The 17,282-nt window shown below is 74.5% G+C and carries 4 protein-coding genes; all 4 read left to right on the top strand.

The features are described from left to right. Positions 1-59 precede the first annotated feature (59 nt). The 4 genes from ABTZ03_RS27390 to ABTZ03_RS27375 all read left to right on the top strand — a co-directional run bounded on the left by ABTZ03_RS27390 (position 60) and on the right by ABTZ03_RS27375 (position 17,268). The gene (locus ABTZ03_RS27390) at positions 60-13,706 is read left to right on the top strand and encodes a non-ribosomal peptide synthetase (RefSeq protein ID WP_350515744.1); all 13,647 of its coding nucleotides are present in this window, start codon (positions 60-62) and stop codon (positions 13,704-13,706) included. A 114-nt stretch (positions 13,707-13,820) separates the two neighbouring features. After that, entirely contained in the window at positions 13,821-14,867 is a 1,047-nt protein-coding gene (locus ABTZ03_RS27385; protein ID WP_350515743.1) for a class I SAM-dependent methyltransferase, read from the top strand. Further along, complete coding sequence (locus ABTZ03_RS27380) at positions 14,867-15,889, top strand: pyridoxal phosphate-dependent aminotransferase (protein ID WP_350515742.1); 1,023 nt, start codon at positions 14,867-14,869, stop codon at positions 15,887-15,889. The genes ABTZ03_RS27385 and ABTZ03_RS27380 overlap by 1 nt, the downstream gene beginning before the upstream one ends. Before the next feature lie 41 nt (positions 15,890-15,930). Then, the gene (locus ABTZ03_RS27375) at positions 15,931-17,268 is read left to right on the top strand and encodes an MFS transporter (protein ID WP_350515741.1); all 1,338 of its coding nucleotides are present in this window, start codon (positions 15,931-15,933) and stop codon (positions 17,266-17,268) included. Positions 17,269-17,282 lie beyond the last annotated feature (14 nt).

Here is a 17,282-nt window from a genome sequence, read left to right as displayed (position 1 = left end):
GTCCCCGGTGGCCCGACCGCCACGTCCCCACTCAGCACGTCATCCGTCGGAGGCAGACCGTGATCCCGTTGTCGTTCGCGCAGCAGCGGCTGTGGTTCATCGAACAGCTTGAAGGCCCGAGCGCGCTCTACAACACCCCGTTCGCCGTTCGGCTGACCGGTGGGATCGACCGGGCCGCGCTCTCCCTCGCCCTGCGCGACGTGCTCGGCCGGCACGAGGTGCTGCGCACCACCTTCCCCAGCACCGACGGCCGGCCGGAGCAGTCGATCACCGCGCCGGACGGCCCCGCCGTCACCTCCGTCGAGGTCACCGCCGTCCCGGTCGCCGACGAGGCCGAACTCGCCGTCCGGCTGGACGACGCGATCCGGCACGTCTTCGACCTGGCGGCCGAACTGCCCGTCCGCTGCACGCTGTTCTCGCTCTCCGCCGGGGAGCACGTGCTGCTGGTGCTGATGCACCACATCGCCAGCGACGCCTGGTCCGTCCCCCCGCTCTTCCGCGACCTGGCCACCGCCTACCGGGCCCGGCTCACCGCCGAGGCGCCGCAGTGGGAGCCGCTGCCCGTCCAGTACGCCGACTACACCCTCTGGCAGCGCGAGCTGCTCGGCGAGGAGGACGACCCGGAGAGCGTCCTCACCGGCCAACTCGGCTACTGGCAGGGCGTCCTGGCCGACACCCCGGAGGAGCTCGACCTCCCCGCCGACCGCCCGCGCCCGGCCGCGCCCGGCCACCGCGGCGGCTCCGCCGTCCTCACCCTGGACGCTGAACTCCACACCGCGCTCGCCGAGTTGGCCGCACAGGAGCGCGCCAGCCTGTTCATGGTGCTGCAGGCCGCCGTGGCCACCCTGTACACCCGGCTCGGGGCGGGCACCGACCTGCCGCTGGGCACCGCCGTGGCCGGGCGGACCGACGAGGCGCTGGACGAGCTGGTCGGCTTCTTCGTCAACACCCTGGTGCTTCGCACCGACACCTCCGGCGACCCGAGCTTCCGCGAGCTGCTGGCCCGGGTCCGCCGCACCGACCTGGACGCCTTCGACCACCAGGACGTCCCCTTCGAGCGGCTGGTCGAACAGCTCAACCCGGCCCGTCTCCCGGCCCGGCACCCGCTGTTCCAGACCATGCTGACCCTGGACAGCGACGAGGACCTCCCCACCGACTTCGCCGGACTCACCGCCCGGGAGTACGTCCTCGAACAGCACCTGGCCAAGTTCGACCTCTCCTTCGCCTTCGTCGAGCAGCACGACGCCCACGGCACGGCCAACGGCCTGACCGGCTCGGTGGATTACGCGGCGGACCTGTTCGACCACACCACCGCCGTCGCCCTCGGCGAGCGCCTCGCCCGGGTGCTGCGGTCGGTCGCGGCCGACCCCGACGCACCGATCGGCGCGATCGAGATCCTCGCCCCGACCGAGCGCGAGCAGCTGCTGACCGGCTGGAACGGCCCGGTCGCCGACCTGCCGACCGGCTCGGTGCCCGAGCTCTTCGAGGCCCGGGCGGCCGCCACCCCCGACGCCGTCGCCCTGGTCGCGGGCGACACCGCACTGAGCTACGCCGAACTCAACGCCCGGGCCAACGGGTTGGCGCTGCGCCTGGTCGCGGCGGGCGTCGGCACCGAGACCCCGGTGGCGGTGCTGCTGGAGCGCTCCCCCGCCCTGGTGGTGGCCGTCCTGGCCGTCCTCAAGGCCGGCGGAACCTACGTCCCGCTCGACGACGCCCAGCCCGAGGAGCGCCTGCGAGCCGTCCTCGCCGACGCCGGCGCCGGCCTCGCCGTCACCGACCGGGACCACCCGGCCCTGGCCGGGCTGACCACCCTCGCGGTCGGCGAGGAGACCGCAGACAACCTCGGACTCCGCTTCCCCGCCGCCCAGTTGGCCTATGTGATGCACACCTCCGGCTCCACCGGAGTACCCAAGGGCATCGGCATCACCCACCGCTCGATCGTCGACCTCGCCCTCGCCGGGGCCTTCGACACCGGCGGCCACGACCGCGTGCTGGTCCACTCCCCGACCGCCTTCGACGCCTCCACCTACGAGCTGTGGGCGCCGCTGCTCTCCGGCCGCCGCCTGGTGCTGGCCCCCGCCGGACGCCTGGGCATCGGCGAGCTCACCGCCACCATCGGACCCGGCGGGGTGACCGCCGCCTGGATGACCGCCGGGCTCTTCAACGTGCTGGCCTCCGAGGCCCCGGAGTCCTTCGCCGGGATGCGGGAGCTGTGGACGGGCGGGGACATCGTCTCGCCGACCGCCGTCCGCCGGGTGCTGCAGGCCTGCCCGGGCCTCCGGGTGGTCAACGGCTACGGACCGACGGAGGCCACCACCTTCGCCACCCGCCGCCCGATGAGCTCCCCCGAGCAGGTGCCGGCCGCCGTGGTACCGATCGGCCGTCCGCTGCCCAACAGCCGGGTGTACGTGCTGGACGGCGCCCTGCGCCCCGTTCCGGCGGGCGTCCGCGGCGAGCTCTACCTCGCCGGGCCCGGCCTGGCCCGCGGCTACGTCGGCCGCCCGACCCTGACCGCCGAGCGCTTCGTGGCCTGCCCCTACGGCGAGCCCGGCGGCCGGATGTACCGCACCGGCGACCTCGTCCGCTGGACCACCACGGGCGAACTGGAGTTCGTCGGTCGAACGGACGACCAGGTCAAGCTGCGCGGCTTCCGGATCGAACTCGGCGAGGTGGAGGCCGCGTTCGCCGCCCACCCGGCCGTCCGCCAGGCCTTCGCGACCGTCCGCCAGGACCAGGCCGGTGACAAGCGCCTGGTCGCCTACGTCACCGGCCCGGCCCCGCTGGACGAACTGCGCGCCTTCGTCGTCGAACGACTGCCCGGCTACATGGTGCCCGCCGCGATCGTCACCCTCGACGCCCTACCGGTCACCTCCAACGGCAAGGTCGACCGCCGCGCCCTGCCCGCCCCCGGCCACACCGCCGCCACCGGCCGGGCGCCCCGCACCGCCGTCGAGCGCAGCCTGTGCCAACTCTTCGCCGACGTCCTCGGGTTGGCGACGGTGAGCATCGACGACAACTTCTTCGACCTCGGCGGGCACTCCCTGCTCGCCACCAGACTCGTCAGCCGGATCCGCACCGCCCTCGGCACCGAACTCCCCATCCGCACCCTGTTCGACACCCCCAGCATCGCCGCGCTGGCCCAACACTTCGGCTCCGACACCACCCCGGTCCGGGCCGGGCTGACGCGGCGCGAGCGCCCGGCGTCGGTGCCGCTCTCCTACGCCCAGCAACGCCTGTGGTTCATCGACCAGTTCGAGGGCCCGAGCGCGCTCTACAACACCCCCTTCGCGCTCCGGCTGACCGGCGCCATCGACCCCGCCGCACTCACCGCCGCCCTGGCCGACCTGGTCGACCGGCACGAGGTGCTGCGCACCCTGTTCCCGACCGGCGACGGACAGCCCCACCAGCTGGTCACCGACACCGTCGTACCCACCCTGACGGTCACCCGGGCCGCCGACGAGACCGAGCTCGCCGCCCTGCTGGCCGCGGCGAACGGCCACGCCTTCGACCTGTCCGCCGAACTGCCGCTCCGGGCCGAGCTGTTCTCGCTGGACGGCGAGCAGCACGTGCTGCTGGTGCTGCTGCACCACATCGCCAGCGACGGCTGGTCCGTCGCCCCGCTCTTCCGCGACCTGGCCACCGCCTACCGGGCCCGCTGTTCCGGAGCCGCGCCGCAGTGGGAGCCGCTGCCCGTCCAGTACGCCGACTACACCCTGTGGCAGCGCGAACTGCTCGGCTCCGAGGACGACCCGGAGAGCCTGATCGGGCGGCAACTCTCCTTCTGGCAGGCCTCATTGAGCGACGCCCCGGAGGAACTGGCGCTCCCGTACGACCGCCCGCGACCGGCCACGCCCAGCCACCGGGGCGAGCTGGTCGAGTTCACCGTGGACGCCGAACTGCACCAGCGGCTCACCGAGTTGGCCACCGCCCAGCAGGCCAGCCTGTTCATGGTGCTGCAGGCCGCCGTCGCCGTCCTCTACACCCGGCTCGGCGCCGGCACCGACCTGCCGCTCGGCACCCCGGTCGCCGGACGCACCGACGAAGCGCTGGACGACCTGGTCGGCTTCTTCGTCAACACCCTGCTGCTGCGCACCGACACCAGCGGCAACCCCAGCTTCCGCCGACTCCTCGACCGCGTCCGCCGCACCGACCTGGACGCCTTCGAGCACCAGGACGTCCCCTTCGAGCGGCTGGTCGAGCAGCTCAACCCCACCCGCACCCAGGCCCGCCACCCGCTCTTCCAGACCCTCATCGCCCTGCAGAACCAGGCGACGGCGCCGCGCACCTTCGGCGAACTGACGTGCAATGAGCTGGAGTTCGAGCTCAACGTCGCCAAGTTCGACCTGTCCTTCGGATTCACCGAGCCCAGCGGAACCGACGAGCCCAACGGAACCGGCGAGCCCGGCGGACTGTCCGGCGCGATCGAGTACGCGGCGGACCTCTTCGACCACACCACCGTCGCCACCCTGGCCGAGCGACTGCTCCGCGTCCTGACGGCCGTCGCCGCCGACCCCGACGCACCGATCGGCGCGATCGAGATCCTCGCCCCGGCGGAGCGCGAACAGCTGCTGACCAGCTGGCACGGCCCGGTCACCGAGCTGCCGACCGGCTCGGTGCCCGAGCTCTTCGACGCCCGGGCGGCCGCCACCCCTGACGCCGTCGCGGTGGTCTCCGAGACCGGAACGCTGAGCTACGCCGAACTGGACTCCCGGGCCGAGCACCTGGCCACCCAGCTCACCGACGCCGGGGTCGGCACCGACACCCCGGTGGTGCTGCTGATGAGCCGCTCCGCTGAACTGGTGGTCGCTCTGCTGGCCGTCCTCAAGGCGGGCGGTACCTACGTCCCGCTCGACGACCGGCACCCGGCCGAACGACTGCACCACATCACCACCGACACCGGGGCGGCGCTCGTCCTCACCGACGCCGCCCACCGGGACCACCCACTGGCCACCGACGCGCCCTGCCCCGTCCTGACGATCACCCCCGACCACTTCGACGGACCACGCAGGCGACAGACCCACCGGCCGACGATCCACCCGGAACAGCTCGCCTACCTGATGTTCACCTCCGGCTCCACCGGAGAACCCAAGGGCATCGCCATCACCCACCGGGACGTGGTCCAGCTCGCCTCCGACCCCAGCTGGCACCACCCCGACGGGCTCCGCGTCCTCCTCCACGCCCCGCACGCCTTCGACGCCTCCACCTACGAACTGTGGGCCCCGCTGCTCTCCGGCGGCCAGGTCGTCGTCGCACCCCAGGGCGACCTGGACGCGGCCGCCATCGGCACGCTGGTCCGGGCCCACCACCTCACCCATGTGCACGTCACCGCCGGACTGTTCCGGGTCATCGCCGAGGAGGACCCGGCCGTCTTCACCGGCCTGCACGAGGTGCTGACCGGCGGGGACCTGGTCTCCGCGCCGGCCGTGCGGCGGGTACTGGCAGCCGTCCCGGGACTCGCCGTCCGGGTGCTCTACGGCCCCACCGAGATCACCCTCTGCGCCACCCAACTCGCCCTCCCCGACGCCGATTCGGTGCCGGACAGCGTCCCGATCGGCCGCCCGATGGCGAACACCCGGGCCTACGTCCTGGACGACGGGCTCCAACCCGTCCCGGCCGGGGTGCCCGGTGAGCTCTACATCGCCGGCGCCGGACTCGCCCGCGGCTACCTCGCCCGCCCGGCCCTCACCGCCGAGCGCTTCACAGCCTGCCCCTTCGGCGGCAAGGGCGAAAGGATGTACCGCACCGGCGACATCGTCCGCCGCACCACCGACGGCGTCCTGGAGTTCCTCGGCCGCGCCGACGACCAGGTCAAGATCCGCGGCTTCCGGATCGAACTCGGCGAAGTCGAAGCCGCGTTCACCGCCCACCCCGCCGTCCGCCAGGCCCTCGCCCTGGTCCGCGAGGACCGACCCGGCGACAAGCGCCTGGTCGCCTACCTCACCACCACCGGTGACACCACCCCCGGCGAACTGCGCACCTTCGCCACCGACCGGCTCCCCGCCTACATGCTCCCCGCCGCCGTGGTGATCCTCGACGCCCTGCCCGTCACCCCCAACGGCAAGATCGACCGCCGCGCCCTCCCCGCACCCGACCACACCTGCGCCCCCGAGGGCCGCACCGCCCGCACCGACACCGAACAGGCCCTCTGCACGCTCTTCGCCGAGATCCTCGGCCTGCCCGCCGTCGGCATCGACGACGACTTCTTCGACCTCGGCGGACACTCGCTGCTCGCCATCAAACTGACCAGCCGGATCCGCACCGTCCTCGGCGCCGAACTGCCGATCCGCACCCTCTTCGACCACCCCACCATCGCCGCCCTCGCCGCCGCCCTGCCCACCCCCGGCCCGGCCCGCCCGGCCCTGCGCCCGGCCGAGCGACCCGAGCGCGTCCCGCTCTCCCCCGCCCAGCAACGGCTGTGGTTCATCGACCAGTTCGAGGGCCCGAGCGCGCTCTACAACACCCCGTTCGTGGCCCACCTCACCGGTTCCGTCAACCCCGCCGCGCTGGCCGCGGCACTGACCGACCTGGTCGACCGGCACGAGGTGCTGCGCACCACCTTCCCCGTCGCCGACGGCCGCCCCCACCAGCTGGTCGCGGACCGCGCCCGGGTCGACCTCCGCGCCCACCAGGTCGCCGACGGGGAGGAGTTGGCCGCCGCCGTGGCCGCCGCCACCGGCGAGGTGTTCCGGCTCGCCGAGGACCCACCGATCCGGGTGTCGCTGTTCTCGCTCGGCGCCGACCGGCACGCCCTGGTCCTGCTGCTGCACCACATCGCCAGCGACGGCTGGTCCGTCGGCCCGCTGCTGCGCGACCTCACCACCGCCTACCGGGCCCGCCTCGACGGCGGCGCGCCGCAGTGGGAGCCGCTGCCCGTCCAGTACGCCGACTACACCCTCTGGCAGCGCGAGCTGCTCGGTGCGGAGGACCGGCCCAGCGCGCTGCTGACCGAGCAACTCGCCCACTGGCAGCAGTCCTTGGCCGGAGCGCCGGAGGAGCTGGAGCTCCCCTACGACCGCCCGCGCCCGGCCACCCCGAGCCACCGCGCCGGTACGGTCGAGTACCGACTTGATCCCCAACTGCACCAGCGGCTCACCGAGTTGGCCACCGCCAACCGGGCCAGCCTGTTCATGGTGCTGCAGGCCGCCGTCGCCACCCTCTACACCCGGCTCGGCGCCGGCACCGACCTGCCGCTCGGCACCCCGGTCGCCGGACGCACCGACGGCGCCCTCGACGACCTGGTCGGCTTCTTCGTCAACACCCTGGTCCTGCGCACCGACACCAGCGGCAACCCCGGCTTCCGCGAACTCCTCGACCGCGTCCGCCGGCACGACCTGGACGCCTTCGAGCACCAGAGCGTCCCCTTCGAGCGGCTGGTCGAGCAGCTCAACCCCACCCGCACCCCGGCCCGCCACCCGCTCTTCCAGACCGTCCTCACCGTCAACAGCGGCCCCGCGCCGGTGCTCTCCCTCGGAGGGGAGAGTGGGGCGAGCGGAGTGCTGGAGGGCGGCGGCGAGTCCCAGGCGCACTTCGACCTGAACTTCAACTTCACCGAACGCCACGGCGAGGACGGCACGCCGCTCGGCGTAACGGCGGCCGTCGAGTACGCCGCGGACCTCTTCGACCACGCCACCGTCACCACCCTCACCGAGCGGCTGCTGCGCGTCCTGGCGGCGGCCGCCGCCGACCCCGACGCACCCATCGGCGCGATCGACATCCTCGACCCGGCCGAGCGGTCCCGGCTGCTCACCGGCTGGAACGACACCGCCGCCCCGGTCGCCGACACCACCCTGGCCGAGCTGTTCGAGGCCCAGGCCGCGGCCACCCCGGCGGCCGTCGCCGTGGTCTCCGACACCGAACGGCTCAGCTACGCCGAACTCGACGCCCGGGCCGGCACCCTGGCGGCCGTCCTGCTGGCCCGCGGGCTGGCGGTGGAGGAGCCGGTCGCGATCCTGATGGACCGCTCGGCCGACCTGGTGACGGCGATCCTGGCGGTCACCAAGGCGGGCGGCACCTACGTCCCGCTGGACACCCGCTACCCGCTGGACCGGATGCGGCACATCCTCGCCGACACCCGGGCCCGGCTGGTGCTGGTCGACCCGGCGCACCGCGGGCACCCGGCGCTCGACGACGCCGACCTGCTCGCCCTGGACGTCACCGAGGCCCGCGGCACCACCGGGCTCCGCGCCGTCACCGAGGCCCCGGCCGGCCGGCGCGCCCACCCCGGCCAGCTGCTGTACGTGATGTACACCTCGGGCTCGACCGGCATCCCCAAGGGCGTCGCGGTGACCCACCGCAACGTGGTCGACCTGCTGGCCAACCGGCACTTCCACCAGGGCCACCACGAGGCCGTGCTGCTGCACTCGCCCACCGCCTTCGACGCCTCCACCACCGAGGTGTGGGCGCCGCTGGTGACCGGCGGACGGATCGTGCTGGCCGCGCCCGGGCAGCTCGACCTGGCCGCGCTGGCCGCGACCGTCACCCGGCACGGCGTCACCCTGGTGCAGGCGCCCTCGGGGCTGCTGCGGCTGCTGGCCGAGGAGGCCCCGGAGGCGTTCCGCGCGGTGCGGCAGGTGTGGACCGGCGGTGACGTGGTGCCCCCGGAGGCGGTCCGGCAGCTGTTCCGGGCCTGCCCGGAGACGGACGTGGTCGCGGTCTACGCGCCGACCGAGACCACCGCCATCAAGACCACCTTCACCATGTCGCCCGGCGGGGAGGTCCCGGCCGTGGTGCCGCTCGGCCGCCCGCTGGCGAACACCCGGGCGTACGTGCTGGACGACGTGCTCCAGCCCGTCCCGGTGGGGGTGCCCGGCGAGCTGTACCTCGCGGGCAACGGCCTGGCCCGCGGCTACGTCGGCCGCCCGGCGCTGACCGCCGAGCGCTTCACGGCCTGCCCGTTCGGCGGCAAGGGCGAAAGGATGTACCGCACCGGCGACATCGTCCGCCGCACCGCCGACGGCGTCCTGGAATTCCTCGGCCGCACCGACGACCAGGTCAAGATCCGCGGTTTCCGGATCGAGCCCGCCGAGGTGGAGGCCGCGCTCGCCGCCCACCCGGCGGTGGGCCACGCGGTGGCCCTGGTCCGCGAGGACCGGCCCGGGGACAAGCGCCTGGTCGCCTACGCCACCCTCACCGACGGCACCACCCCCGGCGAACTGCGCACCTTCCTCACCGGCCGGCTGCCGGCCTACATGCTCCCGGCCGCGATCGTCACCCTGGACGCGCTGCCGGTCACCGCCAACGGCAAGGTCGACCGCCGCGCGCTGCCCGCCCCCGACTACTCCGGGGCGGCGGAGGGCCGGGCGCCCCGCACGGGCACCGAGCGGGCGCTCTGCGGGCTCTTCGCCGAGACCCTCGGGCTGCCCGCCGTCGGCATCGACGACGGCTTCTTCGACCTCGGCGGCCACTCGCTGCTCGCCACCAAGCTGATCAGCCGGATCCGCACCGTCCTCGGCACCGAGGTCCCGATCCGCACCCTCTTCGACCACCCCACCGTCGCCGCCCTGGCCGGGCACCTCGGCGAGCAGGCCGGCCCGGTGCGGGCCCGGCTGCTGCCCCGGGAGCGCCCGGCGCTGGTCCCGCTCTCCGCCGCCCAGCAACGGCTTTGGTTCATCGACCAGTTCGAGGGCCCGAGCGCGCTCTACAACACCCCCTTCGCACTCCGGCTGACCGGCGCCGTCGACCCCGCCGCACTCGGCGCGGCGCTGACCGACCTGGTCGACCGGCACGAGGTGCTGCGCACCACCTTCCCCGTCGCCGACGGCCGGCCCCACCAGCTGATCGCGGACAGCGCCCGGGTCGAGCTCCGCGCCCACCGGGTCGCCGACGAGGAGGCCCTGCGGGCCGCCCTGGCGGAGGCGGGCCGGGAGTCCTTCGACCTGGCCGAGGACCTGCCGATCCGCGCCCGGCTGTTCTCCCTGCCCGCGGACGAGCACGTGCTGCTGGTGCTGATGCACCACATCGTCAGCGACGGCTGGTCCGTCGGACCGCTGCTGCGCGACCTGGACACCGCCTACCGGGCCCGCCTCGCCGGCGGCGCACCGCAGTGGCAGCCGCTGCCCGTCCAGTACGCCGACTACGCGCTCTGGCAGCGCGAACTGCTCGGCGCCGAGGACGACCCCGACGGCATCGAGTACGCCCAACTCGCCTACTGGCGGACGGCCCTGGCCGGGATCCCGGAGGAGCTGACGCTCCCCCACGACCGCAAGCGGCCGCTGCTGCCGAGCCACCGCGGGGACACCGTCGAGTTCCGAATCCCGGCCGAACTGCACGCCGCCGTGGCCGAGTTGGCCCGGGCGAGTCGGTCCAGCGTGTTCATGGTGGTGCAGGCCGCACTGGCCGCCACCCTGAACCGGCTGGGCGCGGGCACCGACATCCCGCTCGGCACCCCGATCGCGGGCCGCACCGACGAGGCCCTGGACGACCTGATCGGCTTCTTCGTCAACACCCTCGTCCTGCGCGCCGACCTCTCCGGCGACCCGAGCTTCCACGGGCTGCTGGAGCGGGTGCGGCGGACCAATCTGGACGCCTTCGAGCACCAGGACGTGCCCTTCGAGCGCCTGGTCGAGGTGCTCAACCCGGCCCGCTCGACGGCCCGGCACCCGTTGTTCCAGGTGCTGCTGACCTTCGGCGCCGCCGAGGCGCCGACCGCCCCGACCACCGCCCCGGCCACCGCCCCGACCGCCGCAACGGAGGCAGGCCCGGTGGCCACCCCCGCGACCGCCCTCACCTTCGCCGGGCTGCCCGCCCGGGTGGAGCCGGCGGTCGCCGAACTCGCCAAGTTCGACCTGGCCTTCGGCTTCAGCGAGCAGCTGGCCGCGGACGCCACCCCGGCCGGGATCGGCGTGGTGGTGGAGTTCGCCGAGGAGCTGTTCGACCCCGGCACGGTGACGGCGATCGGCGGGCGCTTCGCCCGGCTGCTCGCCGCCCTGGTGGCCGACCCGGCCCGCCCGGTCGGCGAGGCGGAGATCCTCGACCCGGCCGAGCGGAGCCTGATCCTGGACCGCTGGAGCCGCCCCGAACAGCTCCCGGACCCAGCCGACCGGCACCCCGACCGGCACCCCGACCAGCACCCCGAACTCCGCACCGTCCCCGCCCTGTTCGCCGCCCAGGCGGCCCGCACCCCGCAGGCCGTCGCGATGGTCCACCGGGACGAGCGGGTCAGCTACGCCGAGCTCGACGCCCGGGCGAACCGGCTGGCCCACCTGCTCACCGCCCACGGCGTCGGCCCCGAGCGGCTGGTGGCGCTGGCGCTGCCGCGCTCGGTGGAGCTGGTGGTCGCGGTGCTCGCCGTCCTCAAGGCGGGCGGTGCCTATGTGCCGATCGACCCGGACTACCCGGCCGACCGGATCGCCTACACCCTGCGCGACTCGGCCCCCGAGCTGCTGCTCACCACCACCGCGACCGCCGCCCGACTGCCGGACGCGGGGCTCCGGTTACTGCTGCTCGACACCCCGGAGACGGCCGCCGGGCTGCACCGCGCGTCCGCCGAGGCCCCCTCTCCCGCCCTCGGCCCGGACCACCCGGCGTACGTCATCTACACCTCGGGCTCGACCGGCCGCCCGAAGGGCGTGGTGGTCCCGCACGCCAATGTCGCCCGGCTGTTCGCCGCCACCGACCACTGGTTCGCCCCGGGCCCGCAGGACGTCTGGACGCTGTTCCACTCCTACGCCTTCGACTTCTCGGTCTGGGAGCTGTGGGGCGCGCTGCTGCACGGCGGCAGCCTGGTCGTGGTGCCCTTCGAGACCAGCCGCTCGCCCCGGGAGTTCCTGGAGCTGCTGGTCCGCGAGCGGGTCACCTTCCTCAACCAGACCCCGTCCGCCTTCTACCAGTTGATGCAGGCCGACCAGGAGGACCCCGAGCTCGGCGGGCGACTCGCGCTGCGCCGGGTGGTGTTCGGCGGCGAGGCGCTCGACCTGGCCCGGCTGGCCCCCTGGTACACCCGGCACGCCGAGGACGCGCCGGTCCTGGTCAACATGTACGGCATCACCGAGACCACGGTGCACGTCTCCTACCGCCCGCTGGACCGGGCCACCGCCGCCGGGCAGTCCCGCTCGCTGATCGGCGCGGGCATCCCGGACCTGCGGCTCTACCTGCTGGACTCCCGACTGCGCCCGGTGCCCGCCGGGGTGCCCGGCGAACTGTACGTGGCCGGCGCCGGGCTCGCCCGCGGCTACCTGGGTCGCCCGGCGCTGACCGCCGAGCGCTTCGTCGCCGACCCGTACGGCGCCCCCGGCACCCGGATGTACCGCACCGGCGACCTGGCCCGCTGGACGGCCGACGGCGAACTGGAGTACCTGGGCCGGATCGACGCCCAGGTGAAGATCCGCGGCTTCCGGATCGAGCTCGGCGAGATCGGCTCGGTGCTCAGCCGCCGCCCGGAGGTGGCCTCGGCCGCCGTGGTGGTGCGCGAGGACGTTCCGGGCGACAAGCGCCTGGTCGGCTACCTCGTCCCGGCCCCGGACGCCGGCCCGCTGGACCTGGACGCGCTGCGCACCCGGCTGGCCGCCGAACTGCCGGACTACATGCTGCCCGCCGCCCTGGTGCCGCTGGAGCGGCTGCCGCTGACGCCCAACGGCAAGCTCGACGAGCGGGCGCTGCCCGCCCCCGAGCCGGGCCGGGCCGGCGGTGGCCGGGGGCCGCGCACCCCGCTGGAGGAGGTGCTCTGCGGGCTGTTCGCCGATCTGCTCGGCCTGGAGCGGGTCGGCATCGACGACAACTTCTTCGAACTGGGCGGCCACTCGCTGCTGGCCGGGCGGCTGGTCGCCGGGATGCGCGAGCTGACCGGCACGGACCGGCTCGGCGTCCGGGCGCTGTTCCAGGCCCCGACCGTCGCCGGGCTGGCCGACCTGCTGACCGGGGCCCGGGGCGGCACCGCCGCCGAGGAGGACTTCCCGGTGCTGCTGCCGCTGCGCACCCGGGGCTCGCGCCCGCCGCTGTTCTGCGTGCACCCGGCGGCCGGGATCAGCTGGGTGTACACCGGGCTGCTGCGCCACCTGGACGCCGAGCAGCCGGTCTACGGCCTCCAGGCCCCCGGACTGGCCGACCTGGACCGCCACCCGACCGGCCTGGCGGAGCTGGCCCACCGCTACCTCGCGGAACTGCGCTCGGTGCGCCCCGAGGGCCCGTACGCCCTGCTCGGCTGGTCCTTCGGCGGCCCGGTCGCCCACGCGATGGCGGCGCTGCTGCGCGAGCAGGGCGAGCGGGTCGAACTGCTCGCCGTGCTGGACGGCTACCCGGAGCTGGACGAGTACGCCGGGTACGCCGGGGACGGGCCCGACCGGGACCCGGCGCTGCTCGCCGCGATCCTCGCCTCGCTCGGCCAGCAGGCCGGCGAGATCACCGCCTGGCCGGCCGACGAGGCGGGCTTCGCCGAGCTGGTCCGGCACGGCGACGGCCCGCTGGCCGGGCTGAGCGGCGCCGGGGTGGCCCGGGTGGTCGAGGTCTTCCTCGCCAACCTGGCCCTGACCGGTGACGCCCAGCCGGCCGGCTACGACGGCGACGCGCTGGTCTTCGTCGCCGCCAAGGACCGCCCGGCCGACGCCCCCGACCCGGAGAGCTGGCGGCCCCACGTGGGCGGCCGGCTGGAGATCCACGAAGTGCCGAGCACCCACGGCGCGATGACCGGCGCGGAGGCGCTCGCGGTCATCGGCCCGGTGCTCGCCGACCGGCTGCGCGGCCGGGCACCGGACCCCACGCCCCACCCCTGAGACCCCCACCCCTGAGACCTCCCGCCGTACGGACTCCCCGCACCACCGCGACACCCCCGCACCACCACGCCCAGCGGCCGCGACCCGGCCCACCCCGAGGAATGGACACCACCGATGCAGTCTGCCGTCATCCCCGACACCTGGCGCGGCATCACCCCGGCGCCGATCTCGTCGACCGACGCCTACAACGGTTTCATCGCCGCCAACGTGATCTTCGCGCTCGACCGGATCGGCGTCCTGGAGCGGCTCGGCCGCGGCGAGGCGCTCTCCGCCACCGAGATCACGGCCGAGTCCGGTGACACCGCCCGCACCGAGGCCGTGCTGCGCGCCGCCACCGACTACGGCTACCTCAAGGCCGACGGCGCCGGCTACCTGCCCACCGAGGCGGGCATCGAGATCGCCGCCGCCCGCGGCTACTTCACCTGGGCCGTCGGCGGCTACCACGACGTGTTCGGCCGGGCCGGCCACCTGAGCACCGGCTCGCACCACTACAACGGCGACGTCTTCCGCGACGAGGCGATGGTCGCCCTCGGCTCCGCCCAGTGCGACCAGTCGCTGTTCGCCGCGCAACTCACCGACGTGCTCTCCGCCATCGACTTCCGCACCATCGCCGACCTGGGCAGCGGCACCTCCGCCCGGGTCCGCCGGGTGGTCTCCCAGCGCGAGGGCAGCCGCGGTCTGGGCATCGACATCAGCCGTCCGGCCACCGACATCGCCCGCGCCGACATCGCCGCGGCCGGGCTGCAGGACCGGGTCACCGCCGTCCGGGCCGACGTGCTGGGCCTGCTGGGCACCCAGATCGACAACGACGCCGAGGCCGCCGAGGTGGCCGAGGTCGACACCGTGATGAGCTTCTTCCTGCTGCACGACCTGCTGGCCGACCCGACCACCCGCTCCTCGATCTTCACCCGGATGCGCGAGGCCTTCCCGAAGGCCCGCACCTTCGTGCTCGGCGACACCATGCTGCGCGGCCCGGGCGAGTCCCAGAGCGCGATGCCGGTCTTCTCGGTCGGCTTCGAGCTGGCCCACGCGATGATGGGCGTGCCGCTGCACACCAAGGAGACCTACGAGCAGCTGTTCGCCGACGCCGGGCTGCGGATCGACCGGGTCGAGGCGCTGGCCACCCCGCACTCCTGGCTCTACGTGCTGCAGGCCGACTGATGGCGGGCGCCGCCGCGGCCGGACACCTGCTGGCCCAGAACGAGCACCCGTACCCGCCGCTGCCGTCCGTGCTGGCCGCCCTGGCCGGGGCGGTCTCCGACCTGAACCGCTACCCGGACTTCCGTCCGGAGCGGTTCGCCGGGATCGTCGCCGACTGGCAGGGCGTCCCGGCCGGGCAGGTCGTGGTCGGCCACGGCTCGGCGGGCGTGGCCCTGGACCTCTTCCACTCGGTCGTGCGCCCCGGCGACAACGTGGTGCACTCGGACCCCTGCTTCGACGCGTACCCGCTGTTCTGCGGGATCGCCGGCGCCGAGGCCCGGGCCGTCCCGCTGGGCCCGGACGCCCGGCACGACCTGGCCGCGATGGCACGGCAGTTGGACGGCCGCACCCGGATCGTCGTGCTGTGCAACCCGCACAACCCGACCGGCACGGTCTACTCCTGGGCGGAGCTGACCGCCTTCCTCCGGCAGGTCCCGGCCACCGCGCTGGTGCTGCTGGACGAGGCCTACGTCGACTTCGCCCAGGGCTGGGAGGCCCCGGAGCCGTCGGCCCGGATCGCCGAGTGGCCCAACCTGGTGGTGCTGCGCACCCTCTCCAAGTCGCACGGGCTGGCCGCGCTGCGGATCGGCTACGCGATCGCCGAGGAGTCGGTGGCCCGGCGTGTCCGGGCCGTCCAGGTCCCGTACGCGGTCAACCGGCTCCAGGAGGCGGGCCTGCGGGCCGCGGTCGAGGCCCGCGAGGAGGTGGCCCGGCGGATCGCCGAGATCGCCGCCGAGCGGGACCGGGTGCGGGCCGAACTCCTCACCCTGGGACGATCGGTGCCGCCGAGCCTGACCAACTTCCTCTGGGTCGAGGCCCCCGGTGACGAGGGCCCGGTCAGGGCGGAGCTGGAGCGGCTCGGGGTGGCCGTCCGCTTCTACCCGGGCCGGGGCATCCGGATCGCCGTCGGCGAGAAGGACGCCAACGACGCCGTGATCGAGGCCTTCACCCGGGCCGCCGGAACCGTCACCGCACCCCGCTAGTCCGCACCATCCACCACACCGCAGCAACTGAAGGACAGGACATGCACCCACTTCTGGCGCGGCCGGAGTTCCGGCTCTACATCGCGGGACAGACGCTGTCCGTCCTCGGGGACAGCGCCCTCTTCATCGCCCTCGGCATCTGGGCCAAGGTGCTGACGGGGAGCAGTTCGGCGGCCGGTCTGGTGATGTTCTGCTACGCCGTCCCGATGCTGCTGCTGCCGCTCGGCGGCCTGGTCGCCGACCGGGTCCGCCGACGGCCGCTGCTGGTCGCGGTCAACCTGGTGCTGGCGCTGGCGGTTTCACCGCTGCTGCTGGTCGACGGCCGCGGCCACCTGTGGATCATCTACGTCACGGCGGTGCTCTACGGGCTGGCCGGGGCCGTCCTGGCCCCGGCCCAGAGCGCCATGCTGCGCAGCATCCTGACGGAACGTCAGGACTTCGGCGCGGCCGTCGGGTTCACCCAGACCATGCGCGCGGGCACCACGCTCGTCGCCCCGCTGATCGGTTCCGGCCTGTACGGGTGGCTCGGCGGCCGGGCCGTCGCCCTGGTCGACATCGGCATCCTGGTCGCGGCGGCGCTCGCCTTCCTGGCGCTGCGGGTGCCCGAGCCCAAGCCGGAGCCCTCCGGCCGGCACTGGCGCACCGAGGTGCTGGCGGGCTTCCAGCACCTGCGCACCACCGCCTCGCTGCTGCCGCTGCTGATCGCCACCACCCTCACCGCGACCGTGCTGAGCTTCCTGCAGCCGGTGCTGTTCTCGCTCATCCAGCACGGGCTGCACCGCTCGCCGCAGTTCCTCGGCGTACTGGAGACGGTGGAGGCGGTCGGGGCACTGGGCGGCTCGGTGCTGGGCGGGGTGCTGATCGGCCGGATCGGCCCGCGCAGGACCGTCATGCTCGGCTCGGCCGTGTTCGGACTGGGCGCCGCCCTGCTGCTGGTGCCCTCGGTCTGGGTGGTGTCGGCGGGCCTGGTGATCGCCGGGGCCGGCATGCCGGCCGGTGTGGTCGGCCTGGCCACCGCCGCCCAGGCGCTCACCCCGCCCCAGCTGATGGGCCGCACCCAGGCGGCCGTCAACCTCTCGCTCACCGCACCGCAGGCGATCGCCATCGGCGTCGGTGCCGGACTGGTGGCCGCGCTGGACTTCCGGACGGTGCTGGCCGCCATGGTGATCGGCGCCGTCCTCTCGGCCCTCTTCCTGCTCGGCAAGCCCGACACCCCCATCGAGGACGACGAGGACGAGGACGAGGCCGCGGAGGCGGCCGCGTCCACCGAGCCGGCCGCCGAGGAACTCACCGCGGCGGAGCCGACCGCGGACCCGGCGGGCGCCGAGGCCTCGGCCGCGGAACTCGCCCCGGAAGCCCCGCGCCTCCAGTCCACCTGACCGACCCGTCCCCG

Origin of the sequence: Kitasatospora sp. NPDC096077 (genome assembly GCF_040303245.1) — a bacterium.
GTDB lineage: Bacteria > Actinomycetota > Actinomycetes > Streptomycetales > Streptomycetaceae > Kitasatospora.
The sequence above is the reverse complement of the archived record's forward strand: the minus strand, read 5'-3'. Positions and strand labels throughout refer to the sequence as shown.